The sequence below is a fragment of the Rhizobium sp. BK060 genome (genome assembly GCF_014193145.1).
Lineage (GTDB): Bacteria > Pseudomonadota > Alphaproteobacteria > Rhizobiales > Rhizobiaceae > Rhizobium.
On record NZ_JACHYW010000001.1, the window covers coordinates 198,726 to 216,622 of the forward strand.

17 protein-coding genes are annotated in these 17,897 nt (G+C 60.5%); 14 read left to right on the forward strand and 3 right to left on the reverse strand.

Annotated features, from left to right (window positions below):
- The first annotated feature begins 8 nt into the window (after positions 1-8).
- Both mmsB and FHT71_RS00880 read left to right on the forward strand, forming a co-directional pair.
- A complete protein-coding gene (gene mmsB, locus FHT71_RS00875; protein WP_007795511.1) occupies positions 9-893 on the forward strand; it encodes a 3-hydroxyisobutyrate dehydrogenase in 885 nt (294 codons plus the stop codon).
- An 85-nt stretch (positions 894-978) separates the two neighbouring features.
- Entirely contained in the window at positions 979-1,896 is a 918-nt protein-coding gene (locus FHT71_RS00880) for a DMT family transporter (protein WP_132588135.1), read from the forward strand.
- A gap of 20 nt (positions 1,897-1,916) precedes the next feature.
- Here FHT71_RS00880 and hppD read toward each other — a convergent pair whose 3' ends face one another.
- Positions 1,917-3,026, reverse strand: a complete 1,110-nt coding sequence (gene hppD / locus FHT71_RS00885) for a 4-hydroxyphenylpyruvate dioxygenase (RefSeq protein ID WP_132588134.1) — start codon at positions 3,024-3,026, stop codon at positions 1,917-1,919.
- 126 nt (positions 3,027-3,152) lie between these two features.
- Here hppD and FHT71_RS00890 point away from each other — a divergent pair, with 126 nt between their 5' ends.
- Positions 3,153-3,626, forward strand: a complete 474-nt coding sequence (locus FHT71_RS00890) for an Lrp/AsnC family transcriptional regulator (protein WP_007795518.1) — start codon at positions 3,153-3,155, stop codon at positions 3,624-3,626.
- A 1-nt stretch (position 3,627) separates the two neighbouring features.
- Here the strand turns inward: FHT71_RS00890 and FHT71_RS00895 are convergent, their stop codons facing one another.
- On the reverse strand, positions 3,628-4,080 hold the full coding sequence (locus FHT71_RS00895; protein WP_132588133.1) for a MarR family winged helix-turn-helix transcriptional regulator: 453 nt from the start codon (positions 4,078-4,080) through the stop codon (positions 3,628-3,630).
- Between the two features lie 69 nt (positions 4,081-4,149).
- Between FHT71_RS00895 and hmgA the strand changes: the two genes are divergently transcribed.
- The 10 genes from hmgA to FHT71_RS00945 all read left to right on the forward strand — a co-directional run bounded on the left by hmgA (position 4,150) and on the right by FHT71_RS00945 (position 15,259).
- A complete protein-coding gene (gene hmgA, locus FHT71_RS00900) occupies positions 4,150-5,502 on the forward strand; it encodes a homogentisate 1,2-dioxygenase (RefSeq protein WP_132588132.1) in 1,353 nt (450 codons plus the stop codon).
- Between the two features lie 20 nt (positions 5,503-5,522).
- Positions 5,523-6,548, forward strand: coding sequence for a fumarylacetoacetate hydrolase family protein (locus FHT71_RS00905; protein ID WP_132588131.1), 1,026 nt, complete (start codon positions 5,523-5,525; stop codon positions 6,546-6,548).
- Positions 6,545-7,183, forward strand: coding sequence for a maleylacetoacetate isomerase (gene maiA, locus FHT71_RS00910; protein ID WP_132588130.1), 639 nt, complete (start codon positions 6,545-6,547; stop codon positions 7,181-7,183). The genes FHT71_RS00905 and maiA overlap by 4 nt, the downstream gene beginning before the upstream one ends.
- Positions 7,184-7,467: 284 nt before the next feature.
- A complete protein-coding gene (locus FHT71_RS00915) occupies positions 7,468-9,090 on the forward strand; it encodes an ABC transporter substrate-binding protein (protein WP_245505404.1) in 1,623 nt (540 codons plus the stop codon).
- Positions 9,091-9,112: 22 nt separating this feature from the next.
- Entirely contained in the window at positions 9,113-10,096 is a 984-nt protein-coding gene (locus tag FHT71_RS00920; protein ID WP_132588128.1) for an ABC transporter permease, read from the forward strand.
- Positions 10,093-10,995 carry an ABC transporter permease gene (locus tag FHT71_RS00925; protein ID WP_132588127.1) on the forward strand — a complete coding sequence of 301 codons (903 nt, stop codon included), beginning with the start codon at positions 10,093-10,095 and terminating at the stop codon, positions 10,993-10,995. The genes FHT71_RS00920 and FHT71_RS00925 overlap by 4 nt, the downstream gene beginning before the upstream one ends.
- Positions 10,992-11,804 (forward strand): ABC transporter ATP-binding protein, encoded by an 813-nt coding sequence (locus FHT71_RS00930; protein WP_132588126.1) that lies wholly within the window; start codon positions 10,992-10,994, stop codon positions 11,802-11,804. The genes FHT71_RS00925 and FHT71_RS00930 overlap by 4 nt, the downstream gene beginning before the upstream one ends.
- Positions 11,801-12,733 carry an ABC transporter ATP-binding protein gene (locus FHT71_RS00935; RefSeq protein ID WP_007795545.1) on the forward strand — a complete coding sequence of 311 codons (933 nt, stop codon included), beginning with the start codon at positions 11,801-11,803 and terminating at the stop codon, positions 12,731-12,733. Before FHT71_RS00930 ends, FHT71_RS00935 begins: the two co-directional genes overlap by 4 nt.
- An 11-nt stretch (positions 12,734-12,744) precedes the next feature.
- Positions 12,745-13,215: a GNAT family N-acetyltransferase gene (locus tag FHT71_RS00940; protein WP_132588125.1), complete on the forward strand. Its 471-nt coding sequence runs from the start codon at positions 12,745-12,747 to the stop codon at positions 13,213-13,215.
- A 22-nt stretch (positions 13,216-13,237) separates the two neighbouring features.
- The gene (locus FHT71_RS00945; RefSeq protein ID WP_183718675.1) at positions 13,238-15,259 is read left to right on the forward strand and encodes a family 20 glycosylhydrolase; all 2,022 of its coding nucleotides are present in this window, start codon (positions 13,238-13,240) and stop codon (positions 15,257-15,259) included.
- 5 nt (positions 15,260-15,264) lie between these two features.
- On the opposite strand, the gene FHT71_RS00950 is transcribed toward FHT71_RS00945, so the two are convergent.
- Complete coding sequence (locus tag FHT71_RS00950) at positions 15,265-16,461, reverse strand: ROK family transcriptional regulator (protein ID WP_132588123.1); 1,197 nt, start codon at positions 16,459-16,461, stop codon at positions 15,265-15,267.
- 258 nt (positions 16,462-16,719) lie between these two features.
- Between FHT71_RS00950 and FHT71_RS00955 the strand changes: the two genes are divergently transcribed.
- Positions 16,720-17,895 (forward strand): Gfo/Idh/MocA family oxidoreductase, encoded by a 1,176-nt coding sequence (locus FHT71_RS00955; RefSeq protein WP_132588122.1) that lies wholly within the window; start codon positions 16,720-16,722, stop codon positions 17,893-17,895.
- Positions 17,896-17,897: the final 2 nt, after the last annotated feature.

The window sequence follows — 17,897 nt, forward strand, 5'->3', positions numbered from 1 at the left end:
AGAATGTCATGGCAAGGATCGCCTTCATCGGGCTCGGCAACATGGGCGGGCCGATGGCCGCCAACCTCGTCAAGGCGGGTCATCAGGTCACGGGTTTCGATCTGGCAGCCCCTGTCCTGCAGGCCGCGCAAGCACATGGCGTGACGGCCGCGAGCCATATCAGCCAGGCTGTCTCGGACGCGGAGATCGTCGTGACGATGTTGCCGCAGGGCAAGCACGTGCTCAGCGCCTGGACTGATATCCTTCGCTCCATTCCCGCCGGTACGCTTGTGATCGACAGCTCCACGATCGACGTCGATAGCGCCCGCAAGGCGCACGAAATGGCAAGCAATGCCGGCTGCCTTTCCCTCGATGCCCCGGTTTCCGGCGGCACCGGCGGGGCCGCGGCTGGTACGCTGACCTTCATGGCTGGAGGTTCCGACGACGCCTTTGCGAAGGCCAAGCCGATCCTGGAAGCGATGGGCAAGAAAATCGTTCACTGTGGCGAGGCGGGTGCCGGACAGGCGGCCAAGATCTGCAACAACATGATCCTCGGCATATCGATGATCGGTGTCTGCGAGGCCTTCGCACTCGGCGAGAAGCTCGGCCTTTCGCATCAAGCACTGTTCGACGTCGCCTCGACCTCGTCGGGACAATGCTGGTCTATCAGCACCTATTGCCCAGTCCCGGGGCCGGTGCCGACGTCGCCCGCGAACAACGACTACAAGCCGGGCTTTGCGGCCGCACTGATGCTGAAGGATCTGAGGCTGTCGCAGGAGGCGGCACTTTCCACCGGTGCATCGACGCCGCTTGGGGCGGAAGCCTCCCAGCTTTACGCCCTTTTCGAGAAACAGGGGAACGGCGGCCGCGATTTCTCGGCGATCATAGAAATGCTCCGCGGCAAGTCGCAATAGCCTCCGCAACGACTTGACACCCCAGACCATATGCGCGACGCCACGCCTGCCGCAACGAGGCGGCGGCCGACGACAGGAATCCGACATGCAACCGCAGCCTACCGCGACTGCCTTCAAGAACTTCGTACTGATGGGCGTTGTTTTGATGCTGCTCGGGGACTTTCTCTTCGCCCTCAACGACGCGATGGGTAAGTGGCTGGTGACAAACTTCTCTGTCGGGCAAGTGCTGCTCATCCGCTCACTCGGAAGTTTCATCATTCTGGGGCCGCTTATCGCTCGGCAAGGTCCTGCCCAGCTTGTCAAGGTAGAGCTGAAGGGGCTGCAGGTCCTGCGCGTGCTCTTGGCGACACTCGATGTCGGCCTGTTTTACGCCGCCGTCGCCTACCTGCCGCTCGCTGACGTGATGACCTTCTACATGGCCGGACCGATCTATGTCGCCGCGCTCTCGCATTTCTTCCTCAACGAGCGGATCGGCTGGCGCCGTTGGCTCGCAGTCTTCGTCGGGTTCTGCGGCGTGGTGATCGCGCTGCGGCCATCCTCGGCGATGTTGTCGCTGCCCTCGCTTTTCGGCATTGTCGGCAGCCTGTCCTTTGCGGTGGCCCTGGTTCTGAACCGATATCTGCGCAACACCAGCGACACGACGCTCGTGACATGGCAAATGATCGCCGCCCTCCTCGTCGGTGCGGTGCTATCAATCGGCACCTGGCAGCCAACCACGCAGGTCGAACTCGGTGGGATGCTTGCGCTTGGCGTCGTTGCCTCCTGCGCCCACCTTTTGATCACACGTTCACTCAAGCTCGCCCCAGCGTCACTGCTGGCACCGCTGCAATACAGCCTGCTGATCTGGGCAATTGCGCTGGGATACCTGTTCTTCGGCGACGTTCCGGATCTCTACGTGATCACAGGCGCAACGATCATCGTCATCGCCGGCCTGTTTATCTTTCATCGGAAGAACCTGCTCGAAACGGTGCCGCCGGAGGCTGTTGCCCCCGACGGCCATTGATTTCGCAGTTACGTCAACCGCTAGGCGGCAGCCGGCTTGATCACGCCGCGGCGTATCTGGTCGGCTTCGATGGATTCAAAGAGCGCCCGGAAGTTGCCCTCGCCAAAGCCTTCGTCGCCCTTGCGTTGGATGAACTCGAAGAATATCGGGCCAATCACGGTCTTCGAGAAGATCTGCAGCAATATCTTTGTCGTGCCGCCATCGAGCACGCCTTCGCCGTCGATGAGAATGCCATGTCTGCGCATCCGGTCGATCGGTTCGTCATGTCCGTGCACGCGCTCGCATGACATGTCGTAGTAGGTTTCGGGCGGGCCGGGCATGAAGCGAAGGCCATTCTCGGCGAGGCTGTCCGTCGCCTCGTAGATGGCGTCGGTGCCGACAGCAATGTGCTGGATGCCTTCACCCTTGTACTTCTTCAGATATTCCTCGATCTGGCTGGTCTCGTCCTTCGATTCATTGAGCGGAATACGGATCTTGCCGCAGGGCGAGGTGATTGCTCGGCTCATCAGCCCAGTGATGCGGCCGTCGATGTTGAAGAAGTGTATCTGCTTGAAATTGAAGAGTTCCCGATAAAAATCCCACCACTTGTCCATGTTGCCGCGATAGACGTTGTGGGTCAGGTGGTCGAGGTAGAAGAAGCCAACGCCCTTTGGCCGCGGATCACGCTCGCCCAGCCAGTCGAACTCCAGGTCGTAAGCCGAGCCTTTCGCACCGTAGCGCTCCACGAAGTAGAGAAGCGATCCTCCGATACCGACGATCGCCGGCACATCAAGGGTCCTGTCATCCCCTTCATAAGGGGTCGCGCCCTTGGCAACGGCGTGCTCGAATGCATGCTTGGCATCGACAACACGCCATGCCATCGACGGAGCGCAAGGACCATGATTGTCGACGAAGCGCATGGCATGGCTGCCCGGTTCGGCATTGACGATGTAGTTGATGTCGCCTTGACGCCATACGGTAATGTTCTTGGTCTTGTGCTTTGCGACAGCCTGATATCCCATGCGCGTGAACAGTTCCGCGAGCTTCTCCGGCTCAGGATGCGCAAACTCGACGAATTCAAACCCATCCGTTCCTGCGGGGTTGTCCGGGGTAATCTGAGACGGCGGTGCGTCGTGTGGATACGGGCCCATTTGCTGCTCCTGCGGCTGTAGCAATTTGATGCAATTATGGCCCTGCTTCGATGCAATGTGCTTGCATTGTGAGCGCGTCAGGCAAATTATACGCACGGAACACGCACATAATGGACATTTCATACAATGCCTGAGCAACTGGATGGATTCGATCTCAAGATCCTCGCCGAGCTTCAAAGCGACGGACGTTTGACCAATATCGAACTGTCCGAACGCATCGCCCTTTCAGCCTCGCAATGTTCGCGACGACGAACGCGGCTGGAAGCCGAGGGCTTCATTCGCGGCTATCAGGCAAATCTCGATCCGGAGAGGTTGGGGCTCAACCTGCTGGTCGTCATCTCGGTTACATTGGCGACGCACAATCGCGACAACGCCCGCCGCTTTGCGCAATTGGTCAATGGTCTTCCGGAGGTCCTGGAGGCCTATGCGCTAACGGGCGAAATGGACTATCATCTCAAGGTCGCAACCCGTGGTCTTGCCGGCCTTTCACGCTTCGTCAACGACGTGCTTCTGCCGCACGAATCCGTCCAGCACGTGAAGACCTCGATTGTCCTCAATACCTTGAAGAACTTCGAGGGCTATCCGTTGACTGGCTCATAGTTCATTTCGATTTACGTCGCAGCCCTGCAGAGGCCTCGATCGCCGCGAGCGCAAGATCGAGATGCCGGATCGCCTCTTCGCCGAGCATGAGGCGCACCGTCTCTTGGTATTTGTCCGCTAGGCGTGTGATCTTCTGATAGTATTGGCGGCCAAGCGCCGTGAGTTCGATCTGCTCGAAGCGTCGGTCGATGTCGCTTGGAACTCTCTTCAACCAGTGGCGCTGTTCCAACGCGCGAACGGCCCGGCTCACCTTCGTCTTGTGCATGTGCGAATGAGCACCAACGTCCTTTGCCGTCATCACGCCGACGCTGCCAAGCGCTGCCAATGTCCGCCATTCCGGCCGGGTCAGATCGAACTCCTCCTTGTACCGCCGGGCGAATGACAGGCTGATCAGTTCCGATGCCCGGTTGAGCCGGTAGGGAATGAAGCCGTCCAGCTCGAATCCGCCCGCCATGTTCCGCTCCTTGATAGTTACAAAATCGACGGTTACGTTTGTAACTATATCAGTGGAGGAGATGCAAGCATGGACACGACCGAAGCACCACGTGCACGGGCCGCAGCCGCCGCGCTCGCCTACATGCCGGGGTTCGGTAACGACTTCGAGACGGAGGCGCTTCCCGGGGCACTGCCGCAGGGCCAGAATAGTCCGCAGAAATGCAATTATGGTCTCTACGCAGAACAGCTTTCGGGCTCACCGTTTACCGCTCCGCGCGGGACGAACGAGCGTTCTTGGCTCTACCGCATCAGGCCAAGCGTGCGTCACGCCCGCAGATTTGCCAATGCGCGCTGTCCATTCTGGAAATCGGCGCCATGTCTCGATGATCACTCCTTGCCACTTGGTCAGCTGCGGTGGGATCCGGTCCCGACACCGACAGTACGCACGGACTTTCTTGCCGGAATCCGAACGATGACGGCGGCCGGCGATGTCATGACCCAGGTCGGCATGGCTGCGCATGCCTATGCCTTCAACGATGACATGGTCGATGACTATTTCTTCAATGCCGATGGCGAACTGCTCATTGTTCCACAACTCGGCGCCATCAGCGTCTTCACCGAGATGGGCGTGATGGAAGTCGAGCCTGCGGAGATCTGCCTCGTACCCCGCGGCATGATGTTCAAGGTCGCGCGTCTCGGCGGGGGACCCGAATGGCGCGGTTACATCTGCGAAAACTACGGCGCGAAGTTCACCATGCCGGATCGTGGGCCGATCGGCGCCAACTGTTTGGCAAACGCGCGCGACTTCAAGACCCCGGTTGCAGCCTTCGAGGACAAGGAGACACCGTGCCGGGTGCATGTGAAGTGGTGCGGCAAGTTCTATGTGACGGAGATCGGGCATTCGCCGCTCGACGTCGTAGCGTGGCATGGAAACTATACGCCATTCAAATACGACTTGCGCACCTTCTCCCCGGTCGGCGCCATTCTCTTCGATCACCCGGATCCATCGATCTTCACGGTGCTGACGGCACCGAGCGGCGAAGAGGGCACGGCGAACGTCGACTTCGTGATCTTTCCGCCGCGCTGGCTGGTTGCCGAACACACCTTCCGACCGCCCTGGTACCATCGCAACATCATGAGCGAGTTCATGGGCCTGATCCATGGACAATATGACGCCAAGGAAAAAGGCTTTGTTCCGGGCGGCATGAGCCTGCACAATATGATGCTGCCGCATGGGCCGGATGCATCAGGCTTCGAAAAGGCGTCCAACACGGAACTGAAACCGGTCAAGCTGGATCACACGATGGCGTTCATGTTCGAGACCCGTTTCCCGCAGCAGCTGACGAAATATGCGGCTGAACTGGAGACGCTGCAGGACGATTACATCGATTGCTGGGATGGCCTGGAAAGGCGCTTCGATGGAACACCGGGCATTAAGTGAGCCGAACTCGGACAGATCCCATGAAACTCGCCACACTCAAAGACACTTCAAGGGACGGCCGGCTGATCGTCGTCTCCAGAGACCTGACACGCTTTGCCGATGCCGGCGAGGTCGCCCGCACGCTGCAGGCAGCGCTGGACGACTGGCCGGCCGCCGCGCCCAGGCTTGCCCGCATTGCCGAGCGACTGGAAGCCGGCTCAGAGCTATCTCGGCCCTTTGACCAACGGCATGTGCATTCGCCGCTGCCGCGCGCCTACCAATGGGCGGATGGATCGGCCTACGTCAACCATGTCGAACTGGTGCGTCGAGCCAGGAACGCGGATATGCCGCGCACGTTCTGGACCGATCCGCTGATGTACCAGGGGGGTTCCGATAGCTTCCTTTCACCTCGCGATCCGATCCTTGCCGCCGACGAGAGCTTTGGCATCGACATGGAAGGCGAGGTGGCCGTCATTGTCGACGACGTGCCGATGGGCGCGACGCCCGAACATGCGCGCAACGCAATCCGGCTAGTGATGCTGGTCAATGATGTCTCGTTGCGGGGCCTTATTCCCGATGAACTCGCCAAGGGATTTGGCTTCTTCCAATCGAAACCCTCATCGGCCTTTTCACCCGTGGCCGTGACGACAGACGAGCTCGGCGACGCCTGGCAGGACGGCAAGCTCCATCTTCCGCTGCTGGTCAGTCTGAACGGCGTTCCATTTGGCCGCGCCAATGCCGGCGTCGACATGACATTCGACTTCGGGCAGCTCGTTTCGCACGCGGCGAAGACACGCTCTTTGACCGCAGGCTCGATCATCGGTTCCGGGACTGTCTCCAACAAGCGTGATGGCGGCCCCGGTAAGCCCATCGCCGAAGGCGGCAATGGATATTCCTGCATCGCCGAGATCCGGATGATCGAAACGATCGAGCTCGGCGGGCCGAGGACGCCCTACCTGCACTTCGGCGATACCGTACGCATCGAGATGAACGACAAGCATGGTGCATCGATTTTCGGCGCGATCGAGCAGATGGTGCAGCGCTACAGTGGGGATGAGCGCCAATGACAGAGATCGTGCTCTACGACTACTGGCGTTCCTCGGCGAGTTATCGGGTCCGCATCGCCCTTCGAACGCTGGGGCTTGCCTATGATACCGTACCGATCGACCTGCTCGCCTCGGCTCACAGGGATCCTGATTATCTGAGCATCAATCCCCAGGGCTTGGTTCCGAGCCTGCGCATCGATGGGCATACGCTGACCCAATCGCTGGCCATCATCGAATACCTTGCCGAGACAAGACCAGAAGGCCGGTTCCTGCCCGATACCGTCATGGGGCGGCAACGGGTGAGGGCGCTGTCCTATGCCGTTGCGATGGACGTCCATCCGATCTGCAACCTCAACGTCGTCTCCCACGTCGCCCGCCTTACCGGCGATGAGGGCGCGCGAACGGAATGGATGATCAAGTTCATGGGCAACGGACTACGCGCACTCGAGCAGATGCTTGACAATCCGACGACGGGCCGCTTCTGCTTTGGCAACACGCCGACAATGGCCGATTTCTGCATCGTGCCGCAGGTCTACAACGCCCGTCGCTGGGGGATCGAAATGTCGGCGTTTCCCCGCGTCGCGCGCATTGCCGATGCGTGCAATGCATTGCCGGCCTTCAAGGCAGCCCATCCGGACGCCGTCAGGCCGGCGTAAACTCCACCGGTCGTGAAGCATCGTTCACGCTTGCCTGTGGCGCCCTCCACACGGCTTCTTCCTCCATTCTTTAACGCATTCCACCGCCACTTGTGGTTCCCGCGAATAATTTTCCGCGCCTCGGATTGACCGATGCGAAAAATCGTAGTTTGATTAAATCAAATTGATTGACTAAATAAAATCAAGCTCAAAAGAGGGAACTTAAGACCATGAAAACAAGGCGTTATTGCGCGTTTTCGCGCCGCGCTATCCTTTTGTCTGCGACTGGCCTCGCAGTCTCTTTCATGACCTGCGGAGGCGTCCTCGCAACGCCGGCGAACGCTGAGACAACGCTGTCGATGCATATCGAGGAGCAGACGAGCTGGGTCAGGAATTTCAATCCCTTCGACCTCGCAGGCCGACGCCAGAGCACGATGGATTTCATCTACGAGCCGCTGGTGATCTTCAATGCCGATGACGGCGGCAAACCCATTTTCCGGCTGGCTAGAAGCTACAGGTTTTCCGACGACCTCAAGTCGATCACCTATGTCTTGCGCGATGGCGTCAAATGGTCGGACGGCCAGCCGTTAACGTCAGCGGACGTCAAGTACACGCTGGAACTGATGCTCAAGAACCCGGCGACCGATACCGTCGGCGTCGGTGAGACAGTCGCGTCGGTCGAGGCGCCGTCGCCAAGCGAAGTCAAGATCAACCTCAAGGACGTCAATACCGAGTTCCCCGAATCGCTTGCCGATTTCCCTGTCGTGCCGGAACACATCTGGAAGGACGTCGCCGATCCGGTCGCCTTCAAGAACGAGAACCCGGTCGGCTCCGGCCCGATGACGGAGATCCGCCGTTTCACGCCACAAGTCTACGAACAGTGCCGCAATCCGAACTATTGGGATGCAGCCTCGCTGCATGTCGATTGCCTGAAACTCCCGCAGATATCGGGCAATGATCAGATGCTGGCACTACTGCCGGAAGGCACGATGGACTGGATCGGTTCGTTCCTGCCGCAGATCGACAAGACATTCGTGGCGCTGGATCCCAAGAACAACGGCTATTGGCAGCCGCCGGCCGAAACCGTTGCGTTCCAGATGAACCTGAAGACCGGCAATGGCGCAAACGCTCAGGCTTTCAACGATCTCAATTTCCGCCGCGCCTTCAGCCTCGCCATGGATCGCGCTTCGATGGTCGATGTCGCGGGCTTCGGCTATCCGGTCGCCAGCCAGCATGCAAGCGGCCTGCCGCCGCGCTTCGAAGCCTGGCGCAACAAGGCAGCCGAAGGTGCCGCCGACGAGTGGATGGCCTATGATGTCGACAAGGCAAACAAGGTGCTCGACGACGCCGGCTACAAGAAGGGCGCCGACAACTTCCGGACGACGCCGGGCGGGCAGCCGATCGCCTTCACGATCATCATCCCCAACGGCTGGACCGACTGGATCGACGATGCGCAGATTGCCGCGGAAGGGCTGCGTGCGGCCGGCCTCAACGTATCGGTGGCAACGCCGGAGTACGAGCAGTGGCAGAAGCAGTTGCTCGACGGCAGCTTCGATGTCGCCTTGAATTCCCGCGCCGACGGCTCGACACCCTTCCGCGGCTACTACCAGTCGATGTCGACGGCCTTTGCCGGTCGCATCACGAGCGCGGCGACGCGCTACTCCAATCCGAAGCTGGACGAGGCGTTCAACGCCTACCGCAAGGCAACGAGCGATGACGAACGCCGGAAGCTCTTTGATGAGATCCAGGTGATCGTCGCGGACGACATGCCGATGGTGCCGGTGTTCAACGGCCCCACATGGTATCAGTATTCGACCAAGCGCTTCACCGGCTGGGTGACGGACAAGGAACCCGTCATGAACCCGGAAAACCATGACAACAACCGTATGCGTCTCGTGCACCTGCTGCGTCTGAAGCCCGTGCAATAAGCTCGGCTAGGGAAGCGACAGGATGCATATTTCCTCTCGACGCCTTGGCGTCTACGCGATCGCGCTGGTGTTTGCGATTGTCATGAACTTCACGGTTCCCCGGTTGATGCCGGGGACGCCTGTCGACGCGATGATCGCCCAGCTCGGCTCTCGCGCCACACCCGCCGCGATCGAAGCGATAAAGGCGCGCTTCGGGGCGATCAACGCGCCGATCACCACCCAATTCGTTGACTATCTGAAAGGTTTGGCAACACTCGATCTCGGGGTTTCGGTGAAATATTATCCGCAGACCGTCGTCGAGGTGCTCGCTCGCTCGACCCTGTGGACCGCCTTCCTCGTCATCACGGCGATCCTGTTTTCCTTGCTAATCGGCGTGACGCTTGGCGCGGTGGCCGCGTGGCGGCGCGGCGGCCGTTTCGACACGATCGTTTCACCCCTGTCGGTCGTCATGATCGCCGTTCCGCCGGTGATCGTCGCACTGACGACGCTCTTCGTGTTCGGCGTGTCGCTCCGCTGGTTTCCCGTCGGCTATGCCTACGATCCGGGCCTGGACCCCGGATTGAATTTCGCTTTCGTCGGAAGCGTCTTCTTTCACGCGATCATGCCGGTGCTGACACTGTCGCCTTATCTCATCGGGGAATTCCAGACGACGATGCGATCGTCGATGATCTCCGTGCTTGGCGAAGACTACGTCACCATGGGTCGTGCCAAGGGATTGACCTCGATGACAGTGATGTTCAGTTACGGTGCAAGAAACGCCATGCTCCCGGTGCTGACGAACCTTGCGCTGATGCTCGGCGCCGTCTTCGGCGGATCGATCGTTACCGAGATCGTCTTCAACTATCCGGGTCTAGGCCTCACCTTGTTTACCGCAAGCGTCGCCCGCGACTATCCCGTCATCCAGGGGCAGCTGCTATTAATGACGCTGGCAACGCTCGGAGCCAACCTCCTCGTCGACATCATTTATGGTCTCGTTGACCCCAGATTGCGGGAGGCCGCCGAATGAATGCTGCACTGAAACTGATCCGCCAGCAGCGCAAGGCGATCGTCGGTCTCGTCATCATCTTGGCACTTTGCCTGATGGCGATCCTGGCGCCGGTCATTGCACCGGCGAACCCGAGCGCACGTGTTGGCCGGTCGCATCAGCCGCCCACTATCGAGCATGTCATGGGCACGACGAAGATGGGCCGTGATGTCTACACGCAGTTCGTCTGGGGCGCGCGCACATCGATCGCAGTCGGTTTTGCGACAGGTATCGCCATCACGGTTCTTGGCACGGTGATCGGCCTGATTGCCGGCTATGTCGGCGGCCGCACGGACGCCGCACTCGACCTCGCGACGAATGCCGTCCTTGTCATACCGAACATACCGCTCCTCATTTTGCTTGCATCGTTTGCCGGCACAGTCGGGCCGCTCGCGATCATGGCAATCATCGCTCTGACGTCCTGGCCCTGGGGAGCGCGTATGACCCGATCGCAAACGCTTGCGCTGCGGACCCGCGATTTCGTCACGGCTGCGCGAATGATCGGCGAACCGGGCTGGCGTATCGTCTTCGTGGAGCTCCTGCCGAACCTGCTGCCGCTTATCGGCATCAACCTCGTCGGCAGCATCATCTACGCCATCGTCGCACAGACGACGCTGGAATATCTCGGCTTCGGCGACCCCTTGCAGGTGAGCTGGGGAACCATGCTCTACAACGCGCAGAACTCGTCGGCGATCATCCTTGGCGCGTGGTGGGATATCGGAGCGCCGGCCGCCGGCATCGCGCTGATTGGCCTCGGCCTGGCGCTTGTCAACTTCACCTTTGACGAGATCGCCAATCCGCAGCTTCGCTCCGGCCCGGCACTCAGCCGCTGGCTCAGGCTCAATCGTGCACGCAATCGCAATCTGGAGGCTGCCAGATGAGCAATGATCTCCTTGAGATCCGCAACCTCAACGTCGACTATCTGCTCGACAAGGGCGAGTTCCGAGCGGTGAAGGATGTGTCCTTCAGCATCGGCCGAGGCGAGCTGTTCGGCCTTGCCGGCGAGTCCGGCTGCGGAAAAAGCACAATCGCCTATGCCATCACGCGCCTGTCGAAACCGCCGGCCTGGGTCGCCAGCGGCGAAATCCTTCTGGATGGGCAGAACCTTTTGCAGTTGCCCCAGGTGGAGATGCAGAAGATCCGCTGGAAACGCGTCGGCATGGTGTTCCAGAGCGCCATGAACTCGCTGAACCCGCTGGTGCGCATCGATGCACAGTTTCATGACGTGCTGCATCGACACACCGGTTGCTCGAAAAACCAGTCGCGCCAACAGGCCGAAGCGATGTTCAGACTGGTTGGTATTCCCACCAGCCGCCTTTCCGACTATCCGCACCAGTTCAGCGGCGGCATGCGGCAGCGAATCGTCATTGCCATCTGCCTGGCGCTGAGGCCGGAACTGATCATCATGGACGAGCCGACGACCGCGCTCGACGTCGTGGTGCAGCGGGAAATCCTCGAGCAGGTCATCGACCTGCAGCGAACCTACGGCTTCTCGGTACTGTTCATCACCCACGACCTGCACCTGATGGCACAGCTTTGCCACCGGATCGGGGTCATGCTGAAAGGCGAACTCGTCGAGGTCGGTGACGTCAGGCAGGTCAGCCAGGCGCCGGTTCACGACTATACCCGCAAACTATGGAACGCCATACCGCAGCTCCCGGGCCGGCACCTGGCGGGAGCGATCGCATGAGCACGAGCCCTCAACTGTCTACGGCTTTGTCCGAGCCGGTGATCCGTCTGACCGATATCGAACGCCGCTTCGGCCCTGTTCACGCTTTGCGCGGGATCTCGCTATCGCTCAATCCCGGCAGGGCTCTTGCGCTGGTCGGGGAGTCTGGCTGCGGCAAGACCACGTGCGCCCGCATCATCGCGCGCATGGATCAGCCGACGACAGGCAAGCTTTGGTTCAGGGGACGCGATTTCACCGATGTCGGCCCCGTTGCGGATGAGCGCGCTTACCGCCGGGAGGTCCAGATGGTGTTTCAGGATCCATTCTCGTCGCTCAATCCCGTCTTTTCGATCGAGCACCACCTGTCGCGACCGCTCATCCTGCACAAGCACGCCGAGGGCAAGGCAGCCCTGTCGGATGCGGTCTCGACGCTCCTTGCCGATGTCGGACTTGATCCTGCACTCACAAAACGGAAATTTCCGCACGAGCTCTCGGGCGGCCAGCGGCAACGCGTCAATATTGCGCGTGCTCTCGCGGTACAGCCGGGCGTGCTTGTGGCGGACGAACCAACCTCCATGCTCGACGTGTCGATCCGCATGGGAATTCTCGAGCTTCTTGCGCGCATCAAGCGTGAAAAGAACCTCGCGCTTCTCTACATCACACACGACATAGCGACGGCCGCGCATGTCGCTGAGGAAATTGTCGTCATGTTTGCCGGTCAAATGGTCGAGTGGGGGAATACGAACGCGGTCATCAGCAATCCACGGCACCGATACACGCAACTGCTGCTGTCGGCCGTACCTGATGGCGGCAAGCCGTTCGTCACCGGAGGAAGTGCTCGCTTTCTCGAGCAGGCCGAAAAGGTCCGTGCCCTGAGCCGGCCGCCGTCGACGGCCGTCGAACAGGTCGGACCAAACCATTTCATCCGCCCACTGGCTGCATCGAACTAAGGGAGGCAACCTTGGACTATCTCGTCAATCTATCAGTCCTCGAGCCGAATACCGATCTCACCGCCAGGATGAAGGATCTTGGCGTGACGATCCGGCGCCCACTCGCACCGGAAGCCAAACTCGTGACCAAATGGGTCGCTGAGGAATTTGGCGACGGCTGGGCGAGCGAAACGGCAGTCGCACTGACCCGCCAGCCGCCAACCTGCTTTATCGCAATCCGTGACCAGCACCTGGTCGGCTTTGCCTGCCATGAATCCATTGCGCGCAGCTTTTTTGGACCGACCGGCGTCGAGCAAGGATCGCGCGGGCTGGGGATCGGACATGCCTTGCTGCTTGCCAGCCTCTTCGATCTCAGAACCATGGGCTACGGATACGCCATTATAGGCGATGTCGGGCCTGCCGCCTTCTACGAGAAGGCGGTGGGCGCCATGCCGATCCCCAATTCCGCTCCCGGCGTCTATGCCGGAATGCTCAGAACCTAATCCCCCGCAACGCTATCAAGAGATGATCATGTCGATACAGCGCCAACCCGCCCTGCGGCTCGAAAGCTCATGGCTGCCCGCTTCGGAAGAACGAGCCCAGGCCTACACGCTCACACTCAAGAACCTTTCGTCGAAGTCGATTGCCGATTTCACGCTCTGCATCAGCGGACCGGGACGGGTCGATCCAGCAGTTCAGATCGAGGGTGGCACGATCGGTCGCCGGCTATCGAACTTCACTGAATTTCTGCCGCCCGAAAATTTCGAGCTTGAGTCCGGCAAGACATGGACGTTGACCATCTCCTCCCTCAGCTGGCCATTTCAACATTGGACGGATGGGGCAACCGGCGCCTATGTGGCGTTTGCCAACGGCAGCACGCTTGCGCTATCGGTGGAGCCGACCCGATCGCTCGCCAACAATGCGCCATTGAAGCGTGGCGCAGAAATCTATCCCGTGCCGGCCAATCCACCGGTACCTGTTGCGATCGTGCCGTGGCCGCACGAGGTGTCGGTGTCGGGCAAGCGTTCGGTCCCTTCGGGGTTCGCGCTCAACGCCAGCAATCCCCAGGCCATTGCCGCAGCGGCTGCCTTTACCGACCTTGTCGAACAGCTCTTTGCCGTCGAGGGGATTGTTCGTCCTGCCTCCGAAGGCGGAATGCCTGTCATGCTTGATGTGATCGACGGCTTCGCTGCGGAGGCCTATGGCGTTTCCTTCGCCGGCGATATCGTTCGCATTTCCGCCAGCACGCAAACGGGCTTGCTCTACGGCCTGATCACTCTGGGCCAGATTTGGCGCGGCGCGCACCTTTATCCGCAGGCATTCCGCTTCCCGCTTGAAGGCGAGATCCGCGACGAGCCATCCATGGGATGGCGGGGCTTGCATCTCGACGTCGCCCGACAGTTCTATGGCACGGCCGAAATCAAGAAGTTGCTCAGTATCCTCGCCTGGAACAAGGTCAACCGCTTTCATTGGCACCTTTCGGACGACGAGGCCTGGCGCGTCGAAATCGACGCCTATCCAGCCCTGACCGAGGTCGGCGCCTGGCGCGGACATGGCCTTGCCATTCCGCCGCTGCTCGGTTCCAGCGCAGCCCGCACCGGCGGTTATTACACCAAGGCTGCGGTTCGCGAGATCGTGGCACACGCCAAGGCGCTCGGCATCGAGGTCGTGCCGGAGATCGACGTGCCTGGACATTGCTACGCCATGCAGCAGGCGATCCCGGAACTTCGCGACCCGCAGGAAGCCGGAAGCTACTATTCGGTCCAGGGCTTCCCTGATAACTGCGTGAACCCGGCCCGCGAGAAGACCTATGAGGTTCTGGAAACCATCTTCCGCGAGCTGATCGAACTCTTCCCCTTCAAGACGATCCATATCGGCGCCGACGAGGTGCCCCTTGGCGCCTGGTCGGGCTCGCCGGAAGCCTTGGCGCGACTGCGCCAGATCGGCGGAGACGCCATTGCCGACGCGCATGCCAAGCGCCTCAACGTCATCACCAATACGCACGGCGCCGATGATATCGACGGCTCTGGGGCCGCCGCTTTGCAATCTTTGTTCCTCGCGCGGATCCAGACCTTTCTTGCCGAGCAAGGCTGCATTACCGGCGGATGGGAGGAGGCCGCGCATGGCAACGTCATCGACAAGGCAAAAAGCTATCTCTGCGGCTGGCGAAGCGTCGAAGTCTCGGCAGCGCTCGCCGGTCAAGGCTACGAAATGGTCGTCTGCCCTGGGCAGGTCTACTACCTCGACATGGCCAACAGTCCCGATTGGGATGAGCCGGGCGCCAGCTGGGCCGGGTGGTCGGAGCCGGAGAAGCTTTACAATTTCGATCCGGTGGAAGGCTGGAGCGACGAGCAGAAGAAGAAGCTGCGCGGCATCCAGGCCTGCATCTGGTCGGAACCGATGACCGATCGTGCCGTCTTCGACCGCCTGGTGTTTCCGCGGATCTCGGCTCTTGCCGAGAGCGCCTGGACGAAACCGGTCGACAAATCCTGGGAGCGCTTCAAGGCGGTCTCGGGACTGATGCCGGTCCTCTACGCCTATCCGTGAGGCTATCAGCCTAGAGGCTTTTGAAGGACATCGAACTGCGGGTTCGTTTCCGAAAAAATCGGCAGTGCCGCAGCGCCCAAGATCGCCGTGTCTCTGCCAGTCGCACCGATCATAATGCGGGGCAGGTTCCGCTCCGCCCCGGGATTCACTGGCGTATGCAAGGGTTCGAGTTGACGAACGAGGCGCTGCAGCAGCGAGGGGGGCATCGAACCGCCAAGCACGATCGTCTGCGGGTCGAAGGCCAGTTCGAGAAAATCGATTGTCTGACGCATGGGTTCGGCGGCAGCCTCTGCCCAGGCATCAATCCGAGTGTTCCCTTTCTCGATAAGGGCGGCAAGAGTTTCGGGATCGTGCTGTTCGAAATCACGAATGTCGAGATATTCGTAGGCCGAGCCGAGCGAGACGTAGCGGTCCAGACAACCACGCTTGCCGCACACGCAGGCCAGACCATTGGGGACCACGATCATATGGCCGATCTCGCCGGCATTGCTGCGGCTTCCCTTGTAGAGATGGCCGTCGAGAAACATGCCAGCACCAATGCCCCCGCCGAGAAACAGGTAGACAAAGCTGCTTAGCCCGCGCGCAACACCATAGAGCCGCTCGCCAATCGCGGCGGCCGTCGCGTCGTTTTCGATGAGGACAGGCGCGCCGACAAGACCGGCAAGTTCCCGGGCCACGGGAAAATCCTGCCAGCCAGGCAGCGTCACGGGGCTGAGCGATGTCACGCCTTCGGCAGCGTAACGCCCCGGCATCGCAATGCCGGCACCAAGCAAGCGGGCGCGATCGAAGCGGAAGCTCCGTTGCAGCTCGTCGGCGATACCGGCAAGGATCGGCATCGCCTCGCCGGGCGTCGGTCTGTCGACGGCCTTCTCAATCCGGGCCCGGACACGTCCCGAAAGATCGGTCAGCACGCCAACTGCATGATCCCGTTCCAGCTCCAGACCAATGGAATAGGCACCGTTCGGATTGATCGAGTAGGGCGTGATCGGCTGCCCACGGGCTGCCTTTAGCGGGGTTTCCGCCTTCAGTAACTCAGACCCTTCCAGCTCCTCGACGATGTTCGATACCGTCTGCGTGCTGAGTGCCGTCAACCGAGCCAGTGCCGCCCGCGACAACGGCCCGTTCGTTCGGATCGCTTCGATCACGACACGCCGGTTGTGCGATTTCGCCTGCTCTAGGTTGGTGCCAGAAATTGCCTTCATATGCTCGACTTGCCGGAATTCAAACCAATCACCTAGCTTACCGAATAAGGGGTTCCGCCACGGATATCCAGCGGTTTGCGTTCGACGTTCAGGGCGAAACGGAGGGATTGCGCTACAGGATTGCTGCAACGACATGCAAGCGACTTTCGGGGAGTTCAGTCCCACGACAAGTCCGTGTTTCTTGGGCCGGGTTGACAGCATGGGGAGCGCATGTCACTTATGTAACTAAATAGTTATTTACTTGGGAGGAAGACGCAGATGGCGACGATTTCGCTTGGCATTATCATGCATGGGATCACCGGCCGCATGGGCTATAACCAGCATTTGGTGCGGTCCATTCTGGCAATCCGCGAGCAGGGGGGCCTCCAGCTTTCCAACGGCGACTACCTGATGCCCGATCCGATCCTCGTCGGACGCAACGCCGACAAGATCGAATGGATTGCCCGCAAGCACGGCCTGACGCGCACGACCACTGATCTCGATCGCGCCCTTGCGGATCCGAACAACAAGATCTTCTTCGATGCGGGCTCGACGCAAATGCGCGTCGCGCTGCTGAAAAAGGCAATCGAGGCGGGCAAGCATGTCTATTGCGAAAAGCCAATCTCCGAGACGCTCGAGGAGGCGCTTTCCGTTGCGACGCTCGCCGAGCAGCGCGGCGTCAAGAATGGCGTCGTGCAGGATAAGCTCTACCTGCCGGGTCTGCGCAAGATCGCATTGCTGAGGGACAGCGGCTTCTTCGGCAAGATACTCTCTGTGCGCGGCGAATTTGGCTATTGGGTCTTCGAGGGTGATTGGGGCGTGAAGGCGCAACGCCCCTCCTGGAACTATCGCGCGGCCGATGGTGGCGGCATGATCCTCGATATGCTGCCGCACTGGCGCTACGTGCTCGACAACCTGTTTGGCGAGGTCAAGGCCGTCAGCTGCTATGCATCCACCCATATCCCAAGTCGCGTCGACGAGAATGGAAAGACCTACCGGGCCGATGCCGACGATGCGGCCTATTCGACCTTCGAGCTCGAAGGGGGGATCGTCGCCCACATCAACTCCTCCTGGGCAGTTCGCGTGCGTCGTGACGACCTCGTGACCTTCCAGGTCGACGGCACCCATGGCTCGGCCGTGTGCGGCCTGACGAAGTGCTGGACCCAGCATCGCGTCAATACGCCGAAGCCGGTCTGGAACCCTGACCAGCCGCAGACGATCGACTTCTACAAGACTTGGGACGAGGTGCCGGAAACCCAGCTGTTCGACAACGGCTTCAAGGCGCAGTGGGAAGACTACCTGCGCCACGTCGTCGAGGATGCACCGTGGAAGTTCACCTTGCGCGAAGGCGCCAAGGGCGTTCAACTTGCCGAACTGGCACACCAAAGCTGGAAGGAACGCCGCTGGGTGGATGTTCCCTCGCTCGCCGACTCCTCCGTCCGCAAGGTTGCCTGACG